The 24738-nt window shown below is 40.8% G+C and carries 23 protein-coding genes and 1 riboswitch; of the genes, 6 read left to right on the top strand and 17 right to left on the bottom strand.

The window, feature by feature from the left end:
- The first annotated feature begins 9 nt into the window (after window positions 1-9).
- On the top strand, window positions 10-2889 hold the full coding sequence (locus ACTF5Q_RS01070) for a valine--tRNA ligase (RefSeq protein ID WP_438952874.1): 2880 nt from the start codon (window positions 10-12) through the stop codon (window positions 2887-2889).
- Window positions 2890-2939: 50 nt separating this feature from the next.
- Here the strand turns inward: ACTF5Q_RS01070 and trpB are convergent, their stop codons facing one another.
- From trpB to fabA, 17 genes are all read right to left on the bottom strand, one after another.
- Window positions 2940-4187: a tryptophan synthase subunit beta gene (gene trpB / locus ACTF5Q_RS01075; RefSeq protein WP_438952875.1), complete on the bottom strand. Its 1248-nt coding sequence runs from the start codon at window positions 4185-4187 to the stop codon at window positions 2940-2942.
- An 87-nt stretch (window positions 4188-4274) separates the two neighbouring features.
- Window positions 4275-4952 (bottom strand): phosphoribosylanthranilate isomerase, encoded by a 678-nt coding sequence (locus ACTF5Q_RS01080; RefSeq protein ID WP_438952876.1) that lies wholly within the window; start codon window positions 4950-4952, stop codon window positions 4275-4277.
- On the bottom strand, window positions 4949-5311 hold the full coding sequence (locus ACTF5Q_RS01085; RefSeq protein WP_438952877.1) for a LapA family protein: 363 nt from the start codon (window positions 5309-5311) through the stop codon (window positions 4949-4951). Before ACTF5Q_RS01085 ends, ACTF5Q_RS01080 begins: the two co-directional genes overlap by 4 nt.
- A 3-nt stretch (window positions 5312-5314) precedes the next feature.
- Window positions 5315-5599 (bottom strand): integration host factor subunit beta, encoded by a 285-nt coding sequence (ihfB, locus tag ACTF5Q_RS01090; RefSeq protein ID WP_020044132.1) that lies wholly within the window; start codon window positions 5597-5599, stop codon window positions 5315-5317.
- A 254-nt stretch (window positions 5600-5853) separates the two neighbouring features.
- Window positions 5854-7536: a 30S ribosomal protein S1 gene (gene rpsA, locus ACTF5Q_RS01095; protein WP_438952878.1), complete on the bottom strand. Its 1683-nt coding sequence runs from the start codon at window positions 7534-7536 to the stop codon at window positions 5854-5856.
- Window positions 7537-7747: 211 nt separating this feature from the next.
- A complete protein-coding gene (locus tag ACTF5Q_RS01100) occupies window positions 7748-8368 on the bottom strand; it encodes a (d)CMP kinase (protein WP_438952879.1) in 621 nt (206 codons plus the stop codon).
- 5 nt (window positions 8369-8373) lie between these two features.
- A complete protein-coding gene (gene aroA / locus ACTF5Q_RS01105) occupies window positions 8374-9723 on the bottom strand; it encodes a 3-phosphoshikimate 1-carboxyvinyltransferase (protein ID WP_438952880.1) in 1350 nt (449 codons plus the stop codon).
- A gap of 48 nt (window positions 9724-9771) precedes the next feature.
- Entirely contained in the window at window positions 9772-10491 is a 720-nt protein-coding gene (gene trmB / locus ACTF5Q_RS01110; RefSeq protein WP_438952881.1) for a tRNA (guanosine(46)-N7)-methyltransferase TrmB, read from the bottom strand.
- 79 nt (window positions 10492-10570) lie between these two features.
- Complete coding sequence (gene metK, locus ACTF5Q_RS01115) at window positions 10571-11752, bottom strand: methionine adenosyltransferase (RefSeq protein ID WP_438952882.1); 1182 nt, start codon at window positions 11750-11752, stop codon at window positions 10571-10573.
- Between the two features lie 6 nt (window positions 11753-11758).
- A riboswitch (SAM-SAH riboswitch) is annotated at window positions 11759-11806 on the bottom strand.
- 28 nt (window positions 11807-11834) lie between these two features.
- Entirely contained in the window at window positions 11835-13280 is a 1446-nt protein-coding gene (gene lnt / locus ACTF5Q_RS01120; RefSeq protein WP_438952883.1) for an apolipoprotein N-acyltransferase, read from the bottom strand.
- Between the two features lie 24 nt (window positions 13281-13304).
- The gene (locus ACTF5Q_RS01125) at window positions 13305-14192 is read right to left on the bottom strand and encodes a hemolysin family protein (protein ID WP_438952884.1); all 888 of its coding nucleotides are present in this window, start codon (window positions 14190-14192) and stop codon (window positions 13305-13307) included.
- A 38-nt stretch (window positions 14193-14230) separates the two neighbouring features.
- Window positions 14231-14722, bottom strand: coding sequence for an rRNA maturation RNase YbeY (gene ybeY, locus ACTF5Q_RS01130; protein ID WP_438952885.1), 492 nt, complete (start codon window positions 14720-14722; stop codon window positions 14231-14233).
- A gap of 18 nt (window positions 14723-14740) precedes the next feature.
- Window positions 14741-15751 carry a PhoH family protein gene (locus ACTF5Q_RS01135; protein WP_438952886.1) on the bottom strand — a complete coding sequence of 337 codons (1011 nt, stop codon included), beginning with the start codon at window positions 15749-15751 and terminating at the stop codon, window positions 14741-14743.
- 148 nt (window positions 15752-15899) lie between these two features.
- Window positions 15900-17222 carry a tRNA (N6-isopentenyl adenosine(37)-C2)-methylthiotransferase MiaB gene (gene miaB, locus ACTF5Q_RS01140; RefSeq protein WP_438952887.1) on the bottom strand — a complete coding sequence of 441 codons (1323 nt, stop codon included), beginning with the start codon at window positions 17220-17222 and terminating at the stop codon, window positions 15900-15902.
- Window positions 17223-17329: 107 nt separating this feature from the next.
- Entirely contained in the window at window positions 17330-18121 is a 792-nt protein-coding gene (locus ACTF5Q_RS01145) for an enoyl-ACP reductase FabI (protein WP_438952888.1), read from the bottom strand.
- A 15-nt stretch (window positions 18122-18136) separates the two neighbouring features.
- Complete coding sequence (fabB, locus tag ACTF5Q_RS01150) at window positions 18137-19366, bottom strand: beta-ketoacyl-ACP synthase I (RefSeq protein WP_438952889.1); 1230 nt, start codon at window positions 19364-19366, stop codon at window positions 18137-18139.
- 16 nt (window positions 19367-19382) lie between these two features.
- Window positions 19383-19892 (bottom strand): bifunctional 3-hydroxydecanoyl-ACP dehydratase/trans-2-decenoyl-ACP isomerase, encoded by a 510-nt coding sequence (gene fabA, locus ACTF5Q_RS01155; RefSeq protein ID WP_438952890.1) that lies wholly within the window; start codon window positions 19890-19892, stop codon window positions 19383-19385.
- 155 nt (window positions 19893-20047) lie between these two features.
- Between fabA and irrA the strand changes: the two genes are divergently transcribed.
- The 5 genes from irrA (at window position 20048) to ACTF5Q_RS01180 (ending at window position 24722) form a co-directional block, all read left to right on the top strand.
- Window positions 20048-20470, top strand: coding sequence for an iron response transcriptional regulator IrrA (gene irrA, locus ACTF5Q_RS01160; protein ID WP_154033231.1), 423 nt, complete (start codon window positions 20048-20050; stop codon window positions 20468-20470).
- A gap of 14 nt (window positions 20471-20484) precedes the next feature.
- On the top strand, window positions 20485-21471 hold the full coding sequence (locus ACTF5Q_RS01165) for an NADPH:quinone reductase (RefSeq protein WP_438952891.1): 987 nt from the start codon (window positions 20485-20487) through the stop codon (window positions 21469-21471).
- Window positions 21472-21496: 25 nt separating this feature from the next.
- On the top strand, window positions 21497-22180 hold the full coding sequence (locus ACTF5Q_RS01170) for a haloacid dehalogenase type II (RefSeq protein ID WP_438952892.1): 684 nt from the start codon (window positions 21497-21499) through the stop codon (window positions 22178-22180).
- 58 nt (window positions 22181-22238) lie between these two features.
- Entirely contained in the window at window positions 22239-23207 is a 969-nt protein-coding gene (locus ACTF5Q_RS01175; RefSeq protein ID WP_438952893.1) for a threonine ammonia-lyase, read from the top strand.
- Between the two features lie 297 nt (window positions 23208-23504).
- Complete coding sequence (locus ACTF5Q_RS01180) at window positions 23505-24722, top strand: TCR/Tet family MFS transporter (RefSeq protein WP_438952894.1); 1218 nt, start codon at window positions 23505-23507, stop codon at window positions 24720-24722.
- Window positions 24723-24738: the final 16 nt, after the last annotated feature.

A 24738-nucleotide genomic window follows, 5' to 3' on the forward strand; every position in this document is an offset into this window, starting at 1 on the left:
GAGAATTTTATGGCACTGGAAAAAACTTTCGACGCTAAATCAGCAGAAAAAAGAATTTATGAAAATTGGGAAAAAGAAAATTGCTTTAGAGCAGGAGCAAACGCATCGAGAAAAGAAGCATACTCCATAATGATCCCTCCTCCCAATGTTACTGGAGTTCTTCACATTGGACATGCATTCAACAATACTCTCCAAGATATACTTATTCGATGGAAACGGATGCAAGGATATAACACGCTATGGCAGCCGGGGACGGATCATGCGGGCATAGCAACGCAAATGGTTGTGGAACGGGAGTTGGCAAAAAATCCGGAGAATCAAACTCGCCAGGAAATGGGCCGAAATGAATTTCTAAAAAATGTTTGGAAGTGGAAAAAACAGTCCGGAGATACGATCATTAATCAATTGAAGAGGCTTGGTGCAAGTTGTGATTGGGAACGCACAGCTTTTACGATGTCTGGCGCCCCTGGCTCACCGGCCGAAGACAGCGGAAACTTTCATGATGCTGTTATAAAAGTATTTGTCGAAATGTATAATAAAGGCCTGATATATCGCGGCAAAAGATTAGTAAATTGGGACCCACATTTTGAAACTGCTATTTCTGATTTAGAAGTAGAAAATATCGAAGTTGCCGGAAAAATGTGGCATTTTAAATACCCACTTCAAAATAATGAAACTTATCTTCATATCGAGCGCGATGTTGACAGTAATATCGTTAAAGAAGAAGTTCGCGATTACATTTCTATCGCCACAACTCGACCGGAAACGATGTTAGGTGATGGCGCCATTGCAGTAAACCCAAAAGATGAAAGATACGCTTCAATTATCGGAAAATACTGTGAAATTCCGGTTGGATCAAAAGAACACAGACGACTGATTCCTATCATAGCTGATGAATATCCCGATCCAGACTTTGGTTCTGGTGCTGTTAAAATTACAGGGGCTCATGATTTTAACGATTATCAGGTAGCTAGAAGAAATAATATTCCACTTTATCGGCTTATGGATACAAAAGGACGAATGAGAAGCGATGGGGCTCCATATAAAGAAGCCGCATCACTGGCAGTGAATTTTTCCAGAGGTGGCGAATTCAGTGAAGCAGAAATAGACAGTTTAAACATTGTACCAGAAGAGTTTCGTGGCTTGGATCGTTTTGAAGCGCGAAAGCTAATTGTTGATCACATTACAGATCAAGGCTTGGCCGTATATACTGATAAAGGACAACCAAATGGGGAGCACAGTGAAAAAATCCCATTTGTTGAAGAAAAACCAGTTATGCAACCCTTTGGCGATCGGTCCAAAGTCGTAATAGAGCCCATGCTTACAGACCAATGGTTCGTTGATACAGCAAAAATAGTTGGACCCGCTTTGGATGCCGTAAAGTCGGGGAAAGTAGAGATAATACCAAATAGTGATAAAAAAACATATTATCATTGGCTAGAAAATATAGAACCATGGTGTATTTCTCGCCAATTGTGGTGGGGACATCAAATCCCAGTTTGGTTTGACCAAGATGGAAACCAGTACTGTGCCATTAACAAAGAAGACGCTCAGCGACTGGCAGGTAGCGGAGCTAAGTTAACAAGAGACCCCGACGTTTTGGATACATGGTTCTCGTCTGGACTTTGGCCTATTGGTACACTGGGATGGCCTGAAGAAACGCAACAGATGGAGGATTATTTTCCAACGAGCACCTTAATTACAGCCCATGATATTCTATTTTTCTGGGTTGCTAGAATGATGATGATGCAATTAGCAGTGGTTAATGAAATACCATTTTCATCTGTTTATTTACACGGCCTCGTTAGAGATGCAAAGGGTAGAAAGATGTCGAAATCGACAGGAAATGTGATCGACCCCTTAGATATAATTGAGGAATACGGGGCTGACTCTTTACGTTTTACAAATGCGGCAATGGCGTCAATCGGGGGCGTTCTGAAATTAGATATGCAGCGTATACAAGGATACCGTAATTTTGGAACAAAGTTATGGAATGCAGCCCGTTATGCTGAAATGAATGGAGCTAAACCAAATAACGGAAATTTACCCAGTCCAGTGGAAAATCTTAATAAATGGATAATGGGTGAAACCGCAAAAGTATTGAGTGAAGTTCAAATTTCATTTGAAAACTTCCGATTTAATGACGCTGCTAATGCTCTCTATGCATTCGTCTGGGGAAAGGTTTGCGATTGGTATGTAGAGCTGTCTAAACCACTCTTTAGTTCATCAAATACAAAGGTAATTGCTGAAACTCAAGAAACAATGGGTTGGGTAATTGATCAGTGCTTAATATTATTACATCCAATAATGCCGTTTATCACAGAAGAACTCTGGAGTTCACTCGGAAAGCGCAGTAATCTATTAGTTCACGAGAACTGGCCAAATTATAATGCGTTGGACTTGGTTGACCCCGAAGCTGACCAAGAAATGAATTGGGTTATATCTTTAATAGAAAACATTCGCAGTGCAAGGCAGCAGATGCACGTACCAGCGGGACTGAAAACTCCTCTGATTTATCAGGAAATGACCACAGAGGCTGAAAAAACTTTTGAACGAAATTCGATCATGATTATGAAATTGGCACGCATTAGTCATGCGGAAAAAAGTAGTAGATTTCCGAAAGGAACCGTTTCTGTCAGTGCCTCAGGGGCAATATTTGGCCTTCCTCTGGCAAATGTTATTGATATTGACGCTGAAAAAAACCGACTGGTTAAAACTAACGAAAAATTAATTAAGGAAATTAGTTCAATGGAAGGTAGGCTGAACAATCCGAAATTTGTTAAAAGTGCCCCTCCGGAAGTCGTAAATGAAACAAGGGAAAATCTAGAGAAAAGAAAAGAGGAAGAAGCACAAATTACAAATGCACTAAAGAGGCTAGAAGAAATTTAAGAGCGAATTGAAGTATATTATGCTACACCAAAACCTTACCGACTAATTATTTATTCTAAATTGCGACCCTCTGGACCAGACATGTCAAAGCCAAGATGCCGTGCGACCGTAAATATATCCTTATCTCCCCGACCACACATGTTCATGCAAATTATATGATCTTTTGGTAAATCAGGAGCAATTTTTTCCACATGAGCAAGTGCATGAGAAGGTTCCAAAGCTGGAATGATACCTTCGGCTTTACAGCACAGTTCAAAAGCGCCTAAAGCTTCTTTATCTGTGATTGAGACATATTTTGCTCTTCCAATTTCATGTAACCACGCATGCTCAGGACCTATTCCAGGATAATCTAAGCCTGCTGAAATCGAAAAGCCTTCTAATATCTGGCCATCATTATCCTGTAGTAGGTATGTTCTATTACCGTGCAGTACGCCAGGCCTTCCACCGGTTAACGAAGCACAATGCTCCATTTTGCCATTGACGCCTTTACCACCTGCTTCAACCCCAATTATCTCCACATCTTTGTCATCAAGGAAGGGATAAAATAAACCCATGGCGTTAGACCCACCCCCGATTGCTGCAATTAATGTATTGGGCAATCGACCTTCTGCCTCCATCATTTGGTCTTTAGCCTCTTTACCGATAATAGATTGAAAGTCGCGAACCATCGCTGGGTAAGGATGAGGACCTGCAACCGTACCTATACAATAAAAAGTATCTCTTACATTCGTTACCCAATCCCTCAAAGCGTCATTCATAGCGTCTTTAAGTGTACCCCTGCCTGATGTAACTGGAATAACCTCGGCACCAAGTAGTTTCATACGAAATACATTTGGTGCCTGACGCTCCACATCATGTGAGCCCATGTAAACGATACACTTTAAACCAAACTTTGCACATACAGTTGCCGTTGCAACACCATGTTGACCCGCCCCAGTTTCAGCTATAATGCGGCTCTTTCCCATTCTCCTGGCCAATATAATTTGACCAAGAACATTATTAATCTTATGGGCGCCTGTATGGTTTAATTCATCTCGTTTGAGATAAATTTTTGCTCCACCAAGCCTCTCTGTTAAACGCTCAGCGAAGTACAAGGGACTAGGCCTACCGACATAATGCTTCCATAGGTAGTCCATTTCCTCCCAGAACTCTGAATCCAACTTAGCTTTTTCATATTGGTCCTCTAATTCCAGTATTAATGGCATCAAGGTTTCCGATACAAAACGTCCACCGAACTGCCCAAACCTACCTTTTTCGTCAGGACCAGTCATAAAACTATTGAAAAGATCATTGGCCACTAAAATCAAGCTCCTATTAGAAATTTTAACGTTTCGATACTAAGTTGTTATATTACTTGCCGCCAAGTTCAAGGGATTTTAGTTATATTAATTACCAAAATTACAATTGTCCAAAGCCTGCATGAAATTCTTCATCTTAGTCGCATCTTTTATACCAGGGCTTAGCTCCACACTACTTGATAAATCCAGTTGCTTTGCATTGGTTAATTTCACAGCTGTTTGAACATTACTGGCATTTAATCCCCCGGCCAACATCCAGGGCTTTGACCAGCTTCTATTTGCAAGGATAGACCAATCAAATTGCACCCCATTTCCACCAGGCAAAGCGTGCCTATTCGCAGGTTTTGCATCAAATAGAATTTGATCACAAACTTCGCAAAATGACTTTACTTTGTCTAAATCACTTTCAGAAGAAATACCAACGGCCTTCATAACCGGCAGACCGTATCGCCTTTTGATCTCGTATACTAATTTCGGACTTTCGGAACCATGCATCTGTATCATATCTATTGGAACCTTGCTAGTAAGTTCATCCAAATACGAGAATTCAGCATCTACGACTAACGCTACTTTAGCCAATCCGATTGGCGCCTCCAGTGCTAGTTTACGACCTAGTTCGAACGTCAACGCACGAGGAGACTTTTCAAAAAATACAAAACCTGCATATCTAGCGCCTATGGAAGCTGCCAGCTTTATATCGTTTAAAGACGTTAACCCACAAATTTTAACCGCAATTGGGCTAATTTCCTTTAAGCTGCGGGTCATTGGTTTGATTGATTATTATTGAGAAGCAGAAGAACCTCATCTTCGTTTTGCCCAGTGTCACGTTTCAACTTGTTTAACTCGTTTTCTACTCGAACAAGATCCCTAGATTTTCTATTCGAAGCCGATCTATGTTTCATTTCCCTAATCCACTCCCAAACAAAACCTACGAAAAGTCCAAAAATAACACCACTTAAAAATAGAACAAACACTGGAATTGACAAACCCACATCAACACCAAGAAAACCATCAAATTCACGGGGCAGCAATCTGACGTCCACTAATTCTCTATTAGCAACAGCTAAGGTCAAAATTATGACGGAAAGACAAGTTAAGAAAATAACTCGAATGTAACGCGTCAAATATTAAGCCTTCCCGTTAAGTCTATCACGCAAAAGTTTTCCAGTTTTAAAAAATGGAACCTTTTTCTGATCTACACTGACTGCCTCACCAGTTCTAGGATTACGCCCCACTCTTGCACCACGCGTTTTTACTGAAAAAGCGCCAAAACCTCTAAGTTCAACTCTATCACCATTTGCTAGAGCATCCGTAATCTCTTCAAATATGGTATTCACGATTCTTTCTACATCACGTTGGAAAAGATGTGGATTTTCATCCGCAATTTTTTGAATTAATTCCGATCGGATCATCGGGTCGTCTCCCTGGCATTTTTAGTTGTAGCAGTTCAACTATAATCATCAGTCCCACTAAATTAAAATCATTTCTCGTCCTAAAGTATTATTTTTTAACGAATTACTATTACAAAAAGATATATTTTTCTAATTTAAGATGCGTCGTTACTGTTATATTCCAAGTTTAAATGCAATTTCTCACATCTAACGAATCAATAAAAAAAACCCCGCGTGTTAAACGCGGGGCTTATAACTTGTGAAAATGTTATAAATTAATCTTCATCACCCTTAAGTGCTGCACCCAAGATATCTCCAAGCGAAGCTCCACTATCAGAAGAGCCATATTGCTCTACAGCTTCCTTTTCCTCAGCAATTTCACGGGCTTTTATTGAGAGACCCAATTTTCTAGTCTTACTATCAACACTGGTCACTCTAACATCAACTTTATCACCCGCGCTAAATCTTTCCGGACGCTGTTCTGCGCGGTCCCGACTTAAATCTGAACGACGGATAAATGATTTCATACCTTCGTATTCGACTTCGATTCCACCATCTTCAACTGACGTAACCTCTACCGTTACTATAGAGCCGCGCTTGACCTTGTCTGTAGCTTGAGCAAATTTATCTCCACCCAACGCTTTTATTGACAATGAAATTCGTTCTTTCTCTACATCAATTTCCGTAACTGCCGCTTTCACCATGTCACCCTTACGGAAATTTTGGATTACATCCTCACCACGCTCATCCCAGGAAATATCACTCAAGTGAACCATTCCATCAATCTCGCCATCTAAACCAATAAAGAGGCCAAATTCAGTGATATTTTTAACTTCACCCTCAACTTCACTATCAACAGGATGATTCTCAGCAAATACTTCCCACGGATTTCTTTGGCATTGCTTGATCCCTAAAGAAACTCTCCGCTTTACACCATCTATTTCCAAGACCATGACGTCCACTTCTTGGCTAGTAGACACAATTTTTCCAGGATGAACGTTCTTTTTAGTCCATGACATCTCAGAAACATGTACCAAACCCTCAACTCCAGCCTCTAATTCAACAAAAGCACCATAATCTGTAATATTTGTTACGACGCCTTTATGCAGAGACTCTAAGGGATATTTACCAGCTACCAGTTCCCACGGATCTTCTTCAAGTTGCTTCATTCCCAACGAAATTCTGTGTGTGTCTTTATTGATTTTGATAACCTGAACTTTAATAGACTCGCCGATAGTTAAAATTTCGGAAGGATGATTAATTCTACGCCAAGCCATATCGGTTACATGAAGAAGACCATCTACTCCTCCTAAATCAACAAACGCACCGTATTCAGTTATATTTTTAACTACGCCCTCTACATCGTCACCCTCTGCCAAGTTTCCGATAACTTCCGCTCTTTGTTCGGCACGACTTTCTTCTAATATCGCACGCCGGGATACGACAATGTTACCTCTTCTACGATCCATTTTCAAAATCTGGAATGGTTGCTTCAAACCCATAAGTGGACCTGCGTCACGAACTGGACGCACGTCAACCTGAGAACCAGGCAGGAAGGCAACTGCACCACCTAGGTCCACGGTGAACCCACCCTTTACACGGCCAAAAATTGCACCATCAACCCTCGCATCTTCTGCATAAGCTTTTTCAAGTCTATCCCAGGCTTCTTCTCTACGTGCCATTTCACGAGAAATAACAGCTTCGCCTTTGGCATTTTCGACCTGTCTTAAGAAAACCTCCACCTCGTCGCCAACCGCAACTTCGGGTGCTTCGCCGGGGTTGGCAAACTCTTTTAATTCTACCCTGCCCTCCATTTTGTAGCCTACGTCAACGATTGCAAAGCCAGCCTCGATAGCAATCACTTTACCTTTGACAACAGAACCTTCTTGGGGGGTATCAATCTTGAAGCTTTCGTTCAGCAGAGCTTCAAATTCTGCCATAGTTGCATTTTGAGCCATATAGTCTCTATATCCTTTATTAAATATTTACTGGCCAGATGGTTGGGTCCACCGGTCTTTAGTTTCACTTGCCGAGCGTTACTACGATTAGCCAATTAGAAGCAGATCTTCTTGACTACTTTTAAGTGCACGACGGGCGCGGTTTACATGTTAATTTTCTGTAAATCAAGGGGTTTCTGCACACTAAATAATCACAATTATACTGAAGAAATTATTTTTTTAGTTCTGATTCAATTACCCTTGAAACTGATTCATAGACTTCTGCAATGGTCATATCAGAAGTATCAATTTTTTTTGCGTTCACTGCCGGTACCAACGGGGAAACTTTACGATTAGAATCTCGTTCATCTCTTTCTTGTATATCTTTTAAAACTTTGTTGAGTGATATTGAGTGCCCCAAGCCTAAGAGCTCTTCATATCTCCTTCGCGCTCTAATCTCAGCCGAAGCACTTATAAAAAATTTTATATCTGCGTTAGGACAAATTACTGTTCCAATATCGCGTCCATCTAAAACAGCACCACCAGGTTGTGAAGCAAAACTTCTCTGAAATTCTAGTAATTTAGCTCGGACTAAGGGGTTTTTAGCAACCTCGGAGGCTGCATTTGATACCTTTAGTGTTTTTAAATCTAAAGCTTCCAGTTCGAACAGATTTAACTGGTCTGCAGCGCTTACCGGATCAAATCCTTTAAGAACTTTATACCCAACAAATCGATATAGAAGGCCAGTATCAAGGTGCGGTACAGAATAATTTTGTGCTATTTTCTTTGAAATTGTACCTTTACCGGATGCTGCCGTACCATCTATTGCTATTACTAGGTCAAACTTTGCCAAAGCTGTTAACCTCGTGCTTCTAAGTTAGCTCCAAGCTCACGCATTAGCTGAATGAAATTTGGAAAGGATGTATTGATTGGCGAACAATCATCTATTTCGATATATTTTTGTGATGATAAACCCAGGATTAAAAAAGACATAGCAATACGATGATCCAAAAATGTCTGGCAAGTAGAACCACCTTTGACTGAGCCAGCACCATTGCCCTTTACTATCCACCAATCCTCGCCTTCGTCGACAGACACTCCATTTGATCTTAAGCCCTTCGCCATTGCGTCAATCCTATCACTCTCTTTTACTCGTAGTTCCCTAACACCTCTCATCCTTGTCTCTCCAGAAGCGTTTGCGGCGACGACAGCGAGAATTGGATACTCATCTATCATAGAAGCCGCACGTTCCGGTGGAACTTCAATCCCTTGCAAATCAGGAGAAAAACAAGCACGAATGTCGGCAACAGGCTCACCACTTTCCTCTCTTTCATTCTCAAAACTTAAATTAGCACCCATTTCAATCAGCGTAGTAAATAATCCAGCTCTTGTTTCATTAAGCGTAATATTTGGAACAAGTATATCTGAGCCCTCTACTGTAATAGCAGCACAAATAGGGAATGCCGCACTTGATGGATCGCTTGGTACACGAACAATTTGACCTTTTAATTCTGAATAACCACTTAATGTAATTAATCTTCGGTTTGAGTAGTCTTCTACTTTTATCTCTGCCCCAAATGAGCTGAGCATTCTTTCTGTATGGTCTCTAGTCTTTTCTGTTTCAGTAATGATGGTATCGCCGGGAACATTCAAACTGGCTAATAGCAGTGCAGATTTAACTTGGGCTGATGGCACGGGTACCGTGTATTGAATAGGGATGGGAGATCTCGCACCGACTATCGTCATTGGCAACCTTCCTTTACTACGACCAAATGTAGCTACTCCAAATTTACTCAGCGGATCCGTTACGCGTCCCATTGGTCGACTGTTTAGACTATGATCACCAGTGAATGTCACATTAATGGGAGTTGTTGCCATTGCGCCCATTATCAACCTTACCCCTGTACCGGAGTTACCACAATCTACTACCGTTTCAGGTTCAGCAAATCCTCCTACACCCACGCCCTCTACATGCCATTCACCACCTTCAACTTTTTCAACTTGAGCACCAAAGCTAACCATTGCCCGGGCCGTATCAAGAACATCTTGACCCTCTAGTAAGCCAGTAATCCTAGTTTGCCCTATAGCAAGGGCACCAAGAATTAAAGATCGATGCGATATTGACTTATCACCCGGAATTGAAACTTCTCCCTTGAGAGGGCGAGAGCTAGAAGCACGCATAATCCTTGGGTCACAATTTATAGACATTTGTCAAACCTTTGTTTTGGCTCTGATAAACTAGACTTTGATCAACGTCTAGGACTCTCGCTTTTCAAATGTTAAATAATACGGCCTGCGCCCCTCTCGTAGGGCTTTGCGTTCATATCTAGTTGGCATCCAATCGCTCCAACACTCTCTCCAGTCTTGAGCATCAGTCGCCGTCCATGAAAAATGATGCTTGCACACTTCTTGAAGCGATTGTCGAACATAGTCTGGAATATCGGTAGCCACCTTTAATAATGCACCAGTTTTCATTACTCGCTCCAGATCTATCAAATATTCGCTTGTGACAAACCTTCGTCGATGATGTCTTTTTTTTGGCCAAGGATCTGGATAGAGTAAAAAAACACTGTCAATTGAATCATCCGGCAGCACATCAAATAAATCTCGTACATCACCAGGATGAATACGAACATTGGTCAACTCAAGTTTTGAAAGTTTTCCAGCAAGCATTGCAACGCCATTGATATATGGTTCACAACCAATGAAACCAATATTTGGATTGCGCTCTGCCTGATAAACTAGATGCTCCCCCCCCCCAAATCCAATTTCAAGAGAGAATGATGTTACATTCTTAAAAAGATCTGATAGTTCTATAAGCCTCCTATCCGGATTTATCTCATATTTGACGGCAGGTATTGATAACTTTTCCAGTTGGTCATTCAAAAGTTTTTGTTGTAACGCTCGAAGACCTTTTCCTTTTAACCTTCCATAGAAATTTCTGAAATTCTTGGGCTTGCTTTCTTTGTTATCCATTATTTAATCAGTAGGTATTGTTCTAGATTTGTAAATTCCTTGCAGTTACCCAGCCTAGATAAGGTCATCAGACCGATAATTACAAATTTTTTGATAATTCTGAAACTAAATCCGTACGTTCCCAGCTAAAACCACCATCACTTTCAGGTGATCGGCCAAAATGACCATAGGCAGCTGTTCTTTGATAAATCGGTTTATTTAACCCTAGATGAGTTCGGATTCCCCTCGGAGTTAAATCCATAGATTCTGCTATGGCATTTTCAATTAATTTATCAGATACTGTTCCAGTTCCAAAACTATCCACATAAATAGATAGTGGTTGGGAAATTCCAATTGCGTAACTAAGTTGGATTGTGCACTTTCTAGCCAGCCCAGCAGCAACTACATTCTTCGCTAAGTACCGCGCAGCGTAGGCTGCGGATCGATCGACCTTGGTTGGATCTTTACCGGAAAACGCTCCTCCACCATGCGGAGCGGCACCACCATAGGTATCAACGATTATTTTTCGACCTGTTAAACCAGCATCGCCATCAGGCCCACCAATTACAAATTTTCCTGTTGGATTAACATGCCATGAAGTGGAGCTGTCTATCCACTCGTCTGGTAAAATTTCTAATATGTAGGGTTCAACAATAGCACGAACATCATCCGATGACAAAGAGGCATCTAAATGTTGGGTAGACAGAACTACTGATGAAACGCCCACAGGGACTCCATTTTCATAACGGACTGACAACTGTGATTTAGCATCGGGACCAAGAGTGGGTTCGGTGCCTGACTTCCTTACCTCAGCCAATCTTCTCAAAATAGCATGACTGTATTGGATAGGCGCAGGCATTAAATCTGGAGTTTCATCAGTTGCATAGCCAAACATTATGCCCTGATCGCCTGCTCCCTCCTCCTTGTCATCGTCTGCGTTAACACCTTGAGCAATATGTGCAGATTGCTCATGAAGCAAATTTGTTATTTCAACGGTTTCATGATGAAATTTTTTCTGTTCATATCCGATATCTTTTATGCAAGCTCTAACAATTTCATCAATCTGATCCATTTGTTTTGACAACAAATTTTTATCAGACAGACCAACCTCTCCACCAACCACTACTCTATTGGTGGTTGCAAAAGTTTCACAAGCAACCCGCGCTTCAGGTTCCAAAGCAATAAAGGCATCTAAAACAGCGTCAGATATTCTGTCACAAACTTTGTCGGGATGTCCCTCAGACACAGACTCTGAAGTAAAAATGTAAGTTTCTCGAGACAAGATTTCTGCTCCAATAATTTAATCTCACGCGTCAGGAAGCCGTTGCGTGCCTCACTTTGGTTAATCGTTAAAACTACTACGGTCAATAGTATCTTTTAACAATTAGGCGCATAGTTATGAGAGATAAAATCATCATAAAAAAAATACTATCACCCCATGTAAAATAAAAAGTGGGTTTCAACGCCTGAGGGATAGCCAATTCTAACGAACCTTGTGTTTCCAAGGGTAAACTGTCAATGATTTTTCCATTTGCAGAAATGACTGCAGAGATCCCAGTATTGGCAGATCTAGCAACTGGGATACCAGTCTCGATGGCTCTCATTTTTAATATTTCGAGGTGCTGGTATGGACCAGAAAACCGTCCGAACCATGCATCATTCGTAATTTGAATGATGAGATCAGCGCGATTAGCTGTTGCTCTTAAAATACTTGGAAAAATTGCCTCGTAGCAAATTAGTGGTTGAAAATATAAGTCAGGCTCAACTTCGATTAAATCTGCGCCATGACCTTTGGTAAAGCTCGAACCAAAGGAGTTAACCATAGAATTGAGACCTAAATTTCCAAGAAAACCTGCAAATGGTAAGTACTCTCCAAATGGAACAAGTCTTGACTTGTCATATACCAACTGCTTATCGCTGCTTTTATTTAAGACTAGTGAATTACGTAAATTTCCACTTTCATCATAACGAAGTGCCCCAAATACCACTGGTACTCCCGAAGAAGCTTCATTTATTGCGTCCAATAGTTCATTAGCATAGTTGAGTGGTTTATAAATTGCACTTTCCGGCCATACTATCAAATTTACGTCATTTGCTTGTTCTGTCTTTTCTATCATTCTATTAAAAAAAACTGGGGCTAAATTTTCATCCCATTTTTCACTTTGAGGTGCATTTGGTTGAACTAGTAAAATTGTTTTGTCAGTAAAAAAAACTTCATGGTTTTGGCGTTGAAATCCCCATAGGAACAATAATGACAAAACAAATATTCCACCTACTGCTGAAGAAAACTTTTTGGTTTCAACCAAAAAAATTAAATACATCACAAGCGCAAAAACAAAAAGTCCAAGACCAAAAGGTCCAAAAATAGCAAGAAGCTGACCCAGAGGAGAATTCACAAACAAGGACGCTATTGTACCCCATGGAAAACCTGTTAATACAAATGATCTGAAGTATTCCGCTGTCGCTATACCCAGTAACAATGCCCAACGAGCGCCAAAAGGTGCAAAAATATAGCTAAATGCACACCAAAAAAATGCCATTGTTACGGAAATAAAAAAAATCGCGAACGGAGCTATCCACGCATGAGACCGAAAGTCGACAAAAAAAGGCTCAGCGATCCAATTTAAAGTTAATATAAAGTACCCCATACCCAGAAGCATTACATATAGGGCGATGTCTGATCTTTTACGTTGTTTTACGATGTCCAAAAAACACAAGCAAATAGCACTGAAACTAAGAAACCAAAGATTGAAAGGTGCATGACCTACGGCTAGTAACGCACCCAAACTTATAGGTCTTAAGTAACCCATTTACTTACAGACTAAACTATCATCTTATTCGGCAGCCTTAACCGAAGTTCTCAAACGCAGCCTGACACGCTTAATACGTCGTGGATCAGCATCAATAATTTCAAATTCAAGACCTTGAGGGTGCTGAACGACTTCTCCCCTTACTGGGACTCTACCTGCAAGAACAAAAACTAGCCCTCCGAGAGAATCTACCTCCTCGACATCTATGTCTGGAACTTGTGTAAAATCTATTCCAATCTCGGGACCAAGTTCATCAAGTGAAGCTCGAGCCAGCGCTACTATCGTATTATCACTTTCCCAAGTCCACATTTGCCCTTCGTCAATATCATGCTCGTCCTCGATCTCGCCAATGACCTGTTCAATTAAGTCTTCAATAGTAACAAGGCCATCAACGCCTCCGTACTCATCAATCACAAGTGCTAAGTGACGTCTATCTGACTGCATTTTAGTTAAAAGAACACCTATAGTCATCGATGCAGGAACATATAGTAAGGGACGGAGAATATCTTTAATTTTAAAAGTATTTTTCTTCGCAAAGGCATATCCTAATGTAAAATCTTTAAGATGAACCATTCCAATTGGATTATCCAAAGTACCTTCGTAAACTGGAAGTCTCGTTAACCCACTTTCCCTAAACACGCTTACAAGTTCAGACTTTTTTATATCTGCGCTTACAGAAACAATCTCGGCTTTTGGAATGGCGACATCTTCAACGCACAATCTGCGTAAATTAAACATGCCGTGCGACACTGTTGAAATTTTATTCTCTTGTATTTCATCGGTTGTTTCAGAGATATCATCAGTTTTTTTTCTACTGAAGAGCCCCATTAACTTTTCGCTGAAGTTAGAATTTACTAAACTTTTTGAAGGCGCGCTTTGCGCTGCTTTAGATGATCCGTCGTTATCTTCCATTTCCGAGTCCAAGATTTCTAGACATAATGTGTCTATTATTAAGTATGGGCTTTCAAGCTTAAATTGCCAAGTATTTGGCTTTCTAAATCCTCCATGAGCGTTGCATCTGGGTCACTAGAATGGTCATAACCTACTAAATGGAGAATGCCATGGATCGTCAGGTGCTGCACATACGATGCAAAGTTGGTATTATAGTGAGTAGACTCCCGAAGACAAGTTTCATAAGCCAAAGCAATATCTCCAAGTTCAGCATCCAAGGTCGGGTCAAGCGGTTTCGGGTGATCGCCGTCTACAATTCGCAATCTTTCCCTCGATGGCCAAGATAATACGTTGGTGGAAGTGTCCTTACTCCGGAACATGAGATTTAATTTTCTCATTTTTTTGTCATTACATCCTAAAACTGAGATAAAATAATCTGTTTTCGAATAGCCAAGTCTCTTCAAAGTTTCATAAAAAGTTTTTGTAACTAGGTCCTCAAAGTTTATGCTTTTCCATCTATCATCTTCAACTAAAACTTCTACCTGTGTCATCAAATTAATTAAATCTTATTATTGCTGGCTTCTGTTGTCGTAAGCTTCGATTATTGTTGTGACTAAAGGATGCCTTACCACATCCTTCGATGTAAAATAGTTGAACCCGATTTTTGGAATATTTGCCAGTAAACTTTCAGCATCAAGAAGACCAGATCGAACTCCATTTGGCAAATCAATCTGGGACCCATCGCCAGTTATGACCATTCGCGAGCCTTCGCCCAACCGTGTTAAAAACATTTTCATTTGCATTGAAGTAGCATTTTGGGCTTCATCTAAAACAATATAGGAATGGGCTAATGTCCTACCCCGCATGAAAGCCAGCGGTGCGATTTCAATAGTCTTTTCCTCTATCAACTTAGCCAATTGTTTTGCAGGCAAAAAATCGTTCAGGGCGTCGTACAGGGGCTGCATATACGGGTCGACTTTATCCTTCATATCACCAGGTAGATATCCAAGCTTTTCACCCGCTTCCACTGCTGGCCTACTTAGTATAATTTTGTCAACTTCACCGGCAATAAATTTTGAAACACCAACGGCAACGGCTAAATAAGTTTTGCCTGTACCCGCTGGGCCTATTCCAAATACTAACTCATTATTGGTCAATGATTTCACAAATGTGCGCTGAGCCTCAGTGCGCGGTTCAACCGTTTTCTTCCGAGTTCTAATTTCGAAGCGACCATTAGAAAACATTTCCATTTGATCAGTAGAGCCTTTTGCTCCATCGAGGGTGAACCTTATTTCTCTGTCAATGTCCGGCAACTCTATCAGTTTACCACTTTCCAATCGTTGGTACAGTGCGTTGAGAACTAGTGCGGCTGTTTTGGCCGCCGGTTTGTCACCAATTAAATCGAGCACGTTACCGCGTCGTACTATCTGAATGGAAAGTTTATTTTCTAATTCAGCTAAGTTACGATCAAACTCGCCACATAGATCAATTAGGAGCCTATTATCTGCGAATTCTAATTGGCTAGATTTTTCAAGTTTTTCCTCACCACTATCAGGTTGCTTCAACACACCGTGGGCCAATCAGAACTCCTTTACCTTCTACAAGTCATATGGTTGCAAGCATGCAAGAAAAACGCAAGACTTAGTTGAAATTATGCACAAAGTTTGAATTAGGCAAAAAAGATAAAATTACAAGCCACAGATTAATGAAATACCAAACAAACAAAAATCAGATAATTTTCCCCTGAAGAGAATTGGTGTTGCTTTTAGTAATTAATACATTTTCCACACAACCGATTTTATCGTCATCACCTGAGGCATGCACCGCGTGCAAATAGTCTGACTTTCCAACAACTTGATCAATTTGGCGGCCGTTTTTTTCAAATAAAACGCGAACAGTTCGACCCACCATATCTTGTTGAACCGTCTTTTGTTGTTCTACTAAAAGTTTCTGCAACTCGTGTAAGCGTGTATTTTTAACATCCTCAGTGACTTGCTGACGTTCTGCTGCAGGTGTTCCGGGTCTTACAGAGTACTTAAATGAATAGGATTGTCCGTACTGAACTTGGCGAATTAACTCTAAAGTATCCTCAAAATCATCATCTGTTTCCTCTGGAAATCCAACAATAAAATCACCTGATATAAGTATATCAGGGCGGGCTTTCCTGATGCGACTAATCAGATCAATATATGTTTCAGCAGTATGCGATCGGTTCATCCTTTTTAAAATCTTATTTGACCCAGATTGCACCGGCAGATGAAGGTAAGGCATCAGCTTTTGGCAGTCACTATGTGCATCAATTAAATCATCTGTCATGTCGTTAGGATGGCTCGTGGTATAGCGAATTCTTTCCAAACCATTAATTTTTTCAAGCTTCCAAATAAGTTGGGCTAGCGTGAACTGCGCACCATCTTGACCAGCTCCATGATAAGCATTTACATTTTGACCAAGGAGTGTAATTTCCTTTACTCCCTTATCAACTAAAGAGCGGACCTCTGAGGTCACTTTTTCAACTGGACGGGATAACTCTGCGCCGCGCGTGTAAGGAACCACACAAAAGGCGCAAAATTTATCGCAGCCTTCTTGTATGGTTAAAAATGCACTTGGCGCTCTTTTGACATCGGTTCTCCTTGCCAAAAAATCAAACTTGTCTTCTGTTGGAAAATCAATTTCAACTCTTTTCTCTCCATTTTTGATCTGTCGCTCTAGCACCGGTAGTTTGTGATAGCTCTGAGGACCTACAACTAAATCAACTAATGGCTGCCTTCGAATGATTTCTTTTCCCTCTGCTTGGGCAACGCATCCAACAACCCCTATTTTGAGATCAGGATTTTCGGATTTTAAATTCTTGAACCTTCCTAACTCAGAATAAACTTTTTCCGCAGCTTTTTCTCTGATGTGGCATGTATTAAGTAAGATCATATCTGCATCTTCCGCGCTATCTGTAGGAACATATCCTTCAGTTTGTAACGACTCTGTCATTCGCTCTGTATCATACACATTCATTTGGCAGCCGTAGGTTTTTACGAATAGCTTCTTTTGATTTTGCATTTTTAATCTTTCAAACTGAGCAATTTATACGTCGCTATACCATTTTCAAGTAGAGTTGCAATGTTCTAAAGAGCTTCGAAATACCAGCTAGATTCATTTCGCTAGTTCTAAACATTATCAGCTTGGGGCATTCCAAGCACATGGTAACCCCCATCCACATATATAACTTCCCCAGTAGTAAAGGAACCAGCATCGGATGCTAGATAAACTGCGGTGCCCCCAACCGCTTCCAAAGTTGCATTAGAGCGTAATGGAGAATTAATTTCAGTGTGTTTGAAAGTTCTTCGGGCTCCGCCTATTGCAGCCCCCGCAAGGGTTCTCATAGGTCCGGGAGAAATTGCGTTCACCCTAATACCACTGGGCCCAAGATCATTTGCAAGGTATCTTGTCGTTGCCTCAAGAGCAGCCTTAGCCACACCCATCACATTATAAAAAGGAGTAACTCGATTTGAACCTTGGTAGGTTAGAGTTAATATTGTACCTCCTTTATCCATCATCAAGGGATATGCCCGTCTAGCAACCTCAATTAATGAATAACTGGAGATATCTAGTGTGTTTTTAAAGTTTTCTCGCGTGGTATTTAAAAATCGACCAGTTAGTTCATTTTTATCTGAGTATGCAATCGCATGAACTATGAAATCTAATTTACCCCAATGCTCCGACAAACTCTCAAAGGTATTCTCGAAGGAAGCATCATCTGCTACATCCAGTTCAAATAATAAATTTGACCCAATTGAAGATGCAAGAGGTTCAAGTCGCGATCTAAATGCTTCACCTTGGTAAGTAAATGCTAACTCGGCCCCCTCATTCGACATAGATTTTGCAATTCCCCAAGCAATTGAGCGCTCATTTGCAACACCCATTACTAAACCACGTTTACCTTCCAGCTGCCCAGTCATTTTAACAAAGTCCAACTATTCATAATATCTAGATAGTAGCATTGATCCATTGGTACCACCAAATCCAAAGCTATTTGTCATGACTGTATCATGAGAAACATCTTCGACCAATTCGCGCGCTATCTCGCCAGAGTTGATACCGGCGTCAAGTTCTTCAATATTGATGGATGGAGCAATAAAGTTACTTTTAAGCATTAATAAACAATAAATAGCCTCTTGGGCTCCAGTAGCTCCCTGGGAATGACCAGTCATAGACTTAGTTGAGCTAATCAGCGGCATTTCTTTATTCTCAAAAACCCTACGTACTGCTTCAACTTCCCCAACATCTCCTACAGGCGTGGAAGTACCATGTGCATTTATATATGAAACTGCACGACCCTCTGGCAGAGTACCTAAGGCCAAACGCATAGCTCGTTCCCCACCTTCACCTGAGGGTGCCACCATATCATGCCCATCAGATGTAGCCCCAAACCCAGTCACCTCAGCATAAATTTTCGCACCGCGGGCCTTAGCATGTTCCAATTCTTCAAGCACGACTATACCTCCACCACCGGCAATTACAAAACCATCCCGATTTGCATCGAAAGCACGTGATGCACGTTCGGGCGATTCATTGAAGTTTGAAGACATGGCCCCCATTGCATCAAAAAGACACGAAAGCGTCCAATCCAATTCTTCTCCGCCCCCAGCAAACATGATATCTTGCTTATTCATTAAAATTTGATCCACCGCGTTTCCAATGCAATGAAGTGAAGTGGAGCACGCAGAGGTAATCGAATAATTGATCCCTTTTATCTTATACGCAGTGGCTAAATTTGCTGAAATAGTAGATGACATACATTTAGGAACAGCAAATGGACCAATCCTCTTTGGGCTTGAATTCTTTAAAACAGTTTGATGGGCGGTCAACATAGCGGACGTAGATGGACCTCCCGAGCCTGCCACCAAACCAGTTCTAATATTTGACACTTCGTGCTCAGTTAAGCCCGAGTCATTGATCGCTTGCTCCATGGCTATATGAGCGTATGCAGCACCCGGCCCCATAAAACGAAGAGATCGCTTATCTACATGCTCACTGACGTCTAACTTGATGTTTCCTGCAACTTGACTACGAAAACCGTAAGAGGCCATATCCTCATTTTTTGTAATACCTGATTTGCCATGTATTAGGCTATTATAAACCTCCTCGGTATTGTTACCTATTGAAGATACTATACCTATTCCGGTGACGACTACACGACGCATATTTTTGTCCTTTGGTTTAGTTTTCTGATAACGCAACTTTCATATCGGTTACTTGGTATATCACGTCACCATCAGCCTCTACAATGCCATTGGCAACGCCCATTGTTAGGCGCCGTGTTTGAATGGCCTTCGAAAAGTTTACTCGATAGGTTAGTAATTTCCTATCAGGGCGGACCATGCCCGTCAATTTTACCTCTCCCACCCCCAAAGCGTAGCCCTTACCTGGCCATCCTCTCCAGCCCAGATTAAAACCTGTCAATTGCCATAATGCATCCAAGCCAAGGCAGCCTGGCATAATTGGATTGTCCGGGAAATGGCACTCAAAAAACCAAAGATCAGGAGTAATATTAAATTCGGCTACAACATGACCTTTTCCATCAGGTCCGCTATCTCCACTAATCTCTGTAATTCTATCAATCATTAGCATAGGAGGTGCTGGTAGCTGAGCATTGCCTGGGCCAAATAGTTCCCCCCTTGAGCACTTTAACAATTCCTCTTTATTAAATTCAGTGGGATAGGTTGCCATCTTTTCTTTACTTTCTTTAAAATTTTCTTAGTCATTAACACCCCGCTCGCAATGCTTGCAAGATCACATTGAACCTTCTCAAGGAGTGAAAGTAGAATAGCGTTGAATTTTTTGTGCAAACGGATGTATAATAAGTACAATGTGGAAGGTGTAACATGATTTCAATTGCAAATCAAAGAGCAACAAAATGGCTGGAAGAGGCAAATTTGCGTCCTACACGCCAAAGACTATGCCTTGCGGAAGTGCTGGTCGGCGATGGGCAGGATAAACATGTAACCGCAGAAACCTTGTTTGCTAAAGTTCAACAGACAGGCTACACGGTATCACTGGCGACAGTTTATAACACGTTGAAAACCTTTTGTGACGCGGGCTTAATTCAAGAAATAATTGTAGATGGATCAAAATCTTATTTTGATACTAAAACTTATGATCATCCCCACTTTTATTGGGAAGATGAAGCAAAACTAACTGACGCCCCTTTGGAAGATTTAGAGATTGCTAGGCTTCCAGACGCCCCTAATGGAACGAGAATAACTTCCGTAAATGTAGTCATTAGATTGAAAAACGAAATAAGTTAAAGAGAATAAATTTGATGAAAGCCGTTTCATATAGTTCGTTCGGCTCTCCATCGTCAGTACTAAATGTATTAGACATTGAAAAACCTAAACCTAAAGCGAATGAAGTGCTGGTAAAACTATATTTTTCTGGCGTAAATCCCTCCGATGCTAAAGCTAGGGCCGGCGGTCGCCCAGGAGTAAGTAATCCACCGTTCGATCGAATAATCCCACACTCTGATGGCTCAGGAATTATAGTTGAGGTAGGAAAAAATATAAGCTCAAAAAGACGTAACGAGAGAGTATGGATTTGGAATGGTGCCTGGAACCGGGCTTTCGGAACCGCCGCAGAATATATTTGCTTACCAGCTGATCAAGCAGTGAAAATGCCATCCTCAATGTCCTTTGAGCACGGAGCTTGCCTTGGAATACCAGGTCTTACAGCAGCTCAGCTTATCTGTATGCAATCTAATATTGAGGAAAAAACGATATTTATTTCAGGTGGTAATGGGGCGGTAGGACACCTAGCAATACAATTAGCGAAATACCGAGGCGCCCAAATCATTGCTACTGCTCGAGCAGATAAAGTGAAGAAATTAAAAGACCTAGGTGCTGATTTTGTCTTGGACTACGCGGATCCTGGCCTTGATAAAAAAGTTCTTGAGTGTGCACCTAACGGAGTAGATTATGCTGTCGAAGTGGAATTCGGCGAAAATATAAATGTTATACCAAAAATTATGCGCGCAATGGGAACTGTATCTATCTACGGTTCTGGTAAAAATATGAACCCTCAATTTCCATTTGGAGAATACTTATTTAAGAGCTTAACGCTAAACATGATTTTAGTCTATCTTATGCCAACGCCTCTTCGAAAAAGACTTATAAAGATAATCCACGATGCATATGTAAAACACGCCCTATTCCCTTCTATCGATAGCATCTATGAATTGGGTGACTGCGCAAAGGCTCATGAGCAAGTTATGAAACCAGGCAGAAATGGAACAGTCTTACTAAAAATTGACTGAAAAATCTTTCGATAAAGGATTTGAATTGCAATATAAATCAATTGTTTTTGATGCCTATGGAACACTTTTTGACATTACTGCTGCAGCTCGGAAATCTGCGTTAGTTTCCTCAAATTCCCTACTAAAGAGTTCTTGGGAAGGCCTCGCAGAAATTTGGAGAAAGAAGCAAATTGAATATACTTGGCTTCAAAATATTTTAAATTTTAAGACTGACTTTAGTGATATAACTTCAAAAGCTTTGGACTTTGCTCTAGAGGAGATGGCATTGGCTGAGGACCCAAAACTCCGAGAGACCTTATTAGACTTATACTGGACAAGTGAAGTGTATCCAGAGACAGGTCAAATCTTAAACGAATTGAATGTGCTGAATGTTAAATTGGCAATCTTGTCGAATGGAACTCCAAGGATGCTACAATCAGCATGCGTATCAACTGGAATAAATAATTATTTCGATTTTATAGTCTCCGTAGATGAAGTCGGAATTTTCAAGCCCGATAAAAGAGTTTATGAATTGGTAAATTCAAAAATGGGCTATCAAACAAGCGAAGTTCTATTTGTCTCCTCAAATGGCTGGGACATTGTAGGGGCGACTAAATACGGATTTTCTACCGCTTGGATCAATAGAGGTAAAAAGCCAGTTGAACGTTTGCCTTGGAAGCCAAATCATGAATTCTCCAACCTCACACAACTCATTGATATATTTGAATAGCTTTGTAACATAATTAAAAGTGCGTAACTCAAAAAATACTAAAATCTTAGGATAAAAAATGAATTTTGAAATGATTTTAGCGGCAAACGCTCGTTTATCTGGCAAAAAAAGGGTTACCCCACTTTTAAATTCACCATTTATTGACGAGATAGTTGGTCGGCCAACGTATCTAAAAGCAGAATGCTTGCAACATTCCGGGAGCTTTAAATTTCGAGGCGCCTTTTCAGCGATATCAGCTTTGACAAGCGAAGAAAGAGATAAAGGGATTCTCGCTTACTCATCCGGAAATCACGCGCAGGGTATAGCAATGGCGGCAACAATGCACAACATACCGTCTACTGTAATTATGCCTGAGGATGCACCAAAAATTAAGATTGATAATACCAGAAAACTTGGTGCAGAAGTTGTGCTCTACGATAGATATAATGAGAGTCGTGAAGTAATAGGTGAAAACCTTCAAAGAAAATTTGGGTCAGTTTTAATTAAGCCTTATGATGATCCCGACGTGATTGCAGGACAAGGGACAACAGGACTGGAAATAACCGAACAAGCCAAAGATCTTGGAATCGATGAGGCGGATCTGCTTGTATGTTGTGGCGGCGGCGGACTGACAAGCGGTATTGCTCTTGCCTGTGCGGAAAATGCCAAAAATTTTAAAGTGCACCCAGTTGAACCAGCTGGATTTGATGATGTAGTACGCTCGTTGATATCTGGGAAAAGAGAAACAAATGACAATAACTCAAGCAGCTTGTGCGATGCGATTGTTACCCCTTCTCCAGGTATTCTTACATTTCCCATTTTAAAAGAATTTTGCTACCCTGGAATTGTAGTTACAGAAAGCGAAGTTCTTAGGGCAATGAGAATTGCTTTTGAAAGATTAAAAATAGTTATCGAGCCTGGCGGCGCGGTGTCCTTAGCAGCAGCACTATACCATAGTGAAATGTTAGATAGCAAAACAATTGTAGTAGTTGCATCTGGAGGAAACGTGGATCCAGAAATCTTTTCTAGAGCTCTGTCTTTTCACTAAAGTTGTGTATTAGGAAACCCTAAATTCTATTTTACCTAAAAAATGAATATAATATTCTAACCAACCTTTTAGGTAATATGGGCTACATTAAAATTATGTGTTTTAGAAGTCTTAGATATTATAAATATCTGCAACAAAATTAGTTGGTTTAGAGAATGGGGTTGACCCATGCCAATATTTGTTTAACCAACGTGTCTGAAATTATTTTGTTAATGGGCCCTTTTTGACGTGCGCTTAACGTAAAGCAACTTTGACGTAGTTTAAATTATAAATTGGTTATCAAGATCTTAATTAAAAATGCCCAATAACTCAAAGCTTCCAATTTTTGTGATTTTTACAACTGTCGTTTTGGATTCAATGGGAATTGGAATTATCATTCCGGTTATGCCTGCTCTGTTTGCGGAGGTAACAGGTACTGAAAAAATTTCTGACATCGCGATATGGGGTGGACTGCTAGCATCTACATTTGCATTGATGCAATTTATTTTTGGACCCATTTTAGGCGCTTTATCCGACAGGTATGGTAGAAAACCAATACTGTTACTAGCGCTTTTCGTTATGGCGGCTTATTATCTTTTAATGGGCTTTGCACAAACCCTGTGGTTACTATTTCTTGGAAGACTGATAGGCGGAATCACTGCCGCAACCCATGCAACAGCCAATGCTTATATGGCAGATATATCTTCGCCGGAGGAAAAAGCAGCTCGGTTTGGAATGCTTGGCGCTGGATTTGGTCTAGGCTTTGTTCTTGGGCCTTTGATAGGCGGATTATTAGGAGAATGGGGTCCCAGAGCCCCATTTTTCGCAGCAGCAATGCTAGCTGCTGCAAACGGTGTGCTATGTTATTTTGTACTTAAAGAAAGTTTAAAAACAAAGAACCGACGAGAATTCATGTGGTATCGAGCAAACCCAATTGGTGCAATTTTAGACCTTCGAAAATTTGAAGGAATTTATTCATTACTTTTGGTATTTCTGCTATTCACTATAGGGACTTCGATCTATGCTGCAATCTGGCCTTTTTTTACAGTTGAAAGGTTCAGTTGGTCTCCTGGGATGATAGGAATTTCCCTAACCATTTACGGAGTATGCTTTGCAATAGTCCAAGGCGTTTTGGTGCGACCAGCAATAAAAATTTGGGGCGAGAAAAAAACAATTATAATAGGGTTTTGTTTCGAGTTCTCTGCCATGTTTACATTTGCATTTCTAACTGACGGTAAAACCTTGATCATACTAATACCACTTGCGTCCCTCGGCGTTCTTGCTCAACCAGCAATACAAGCAATTCTGTCAAAGTCAGTTGGTGACGACCGACAAGGAGCCATACAAGGTGTGGCCTCTTCACTTAATGCCATTGCCATGGTCATAACGCCGATAACCATGACGTGGATTTTAGCCGTTTTTTCAGACAAAACAGCAAAATATTATTTCCCTGGTATGCCGTTTTTATTCTCTGCGCTTATGGTTCTATTGTGCTTGTTTATTATATCCAGACGCAAGCCAGCAAGCACTTTATAATTTCGAAAACTCATTG

This window comes from Candidatus Salinivivens marinus, from assembly GCF_965655845.1.
Lineage (GTDB): Bacteria > Pseudomonadota > Alphaproteobacteria > Rhodobacterales > Rhodobacteraceae > Salinivivens > Salinivivens marinus.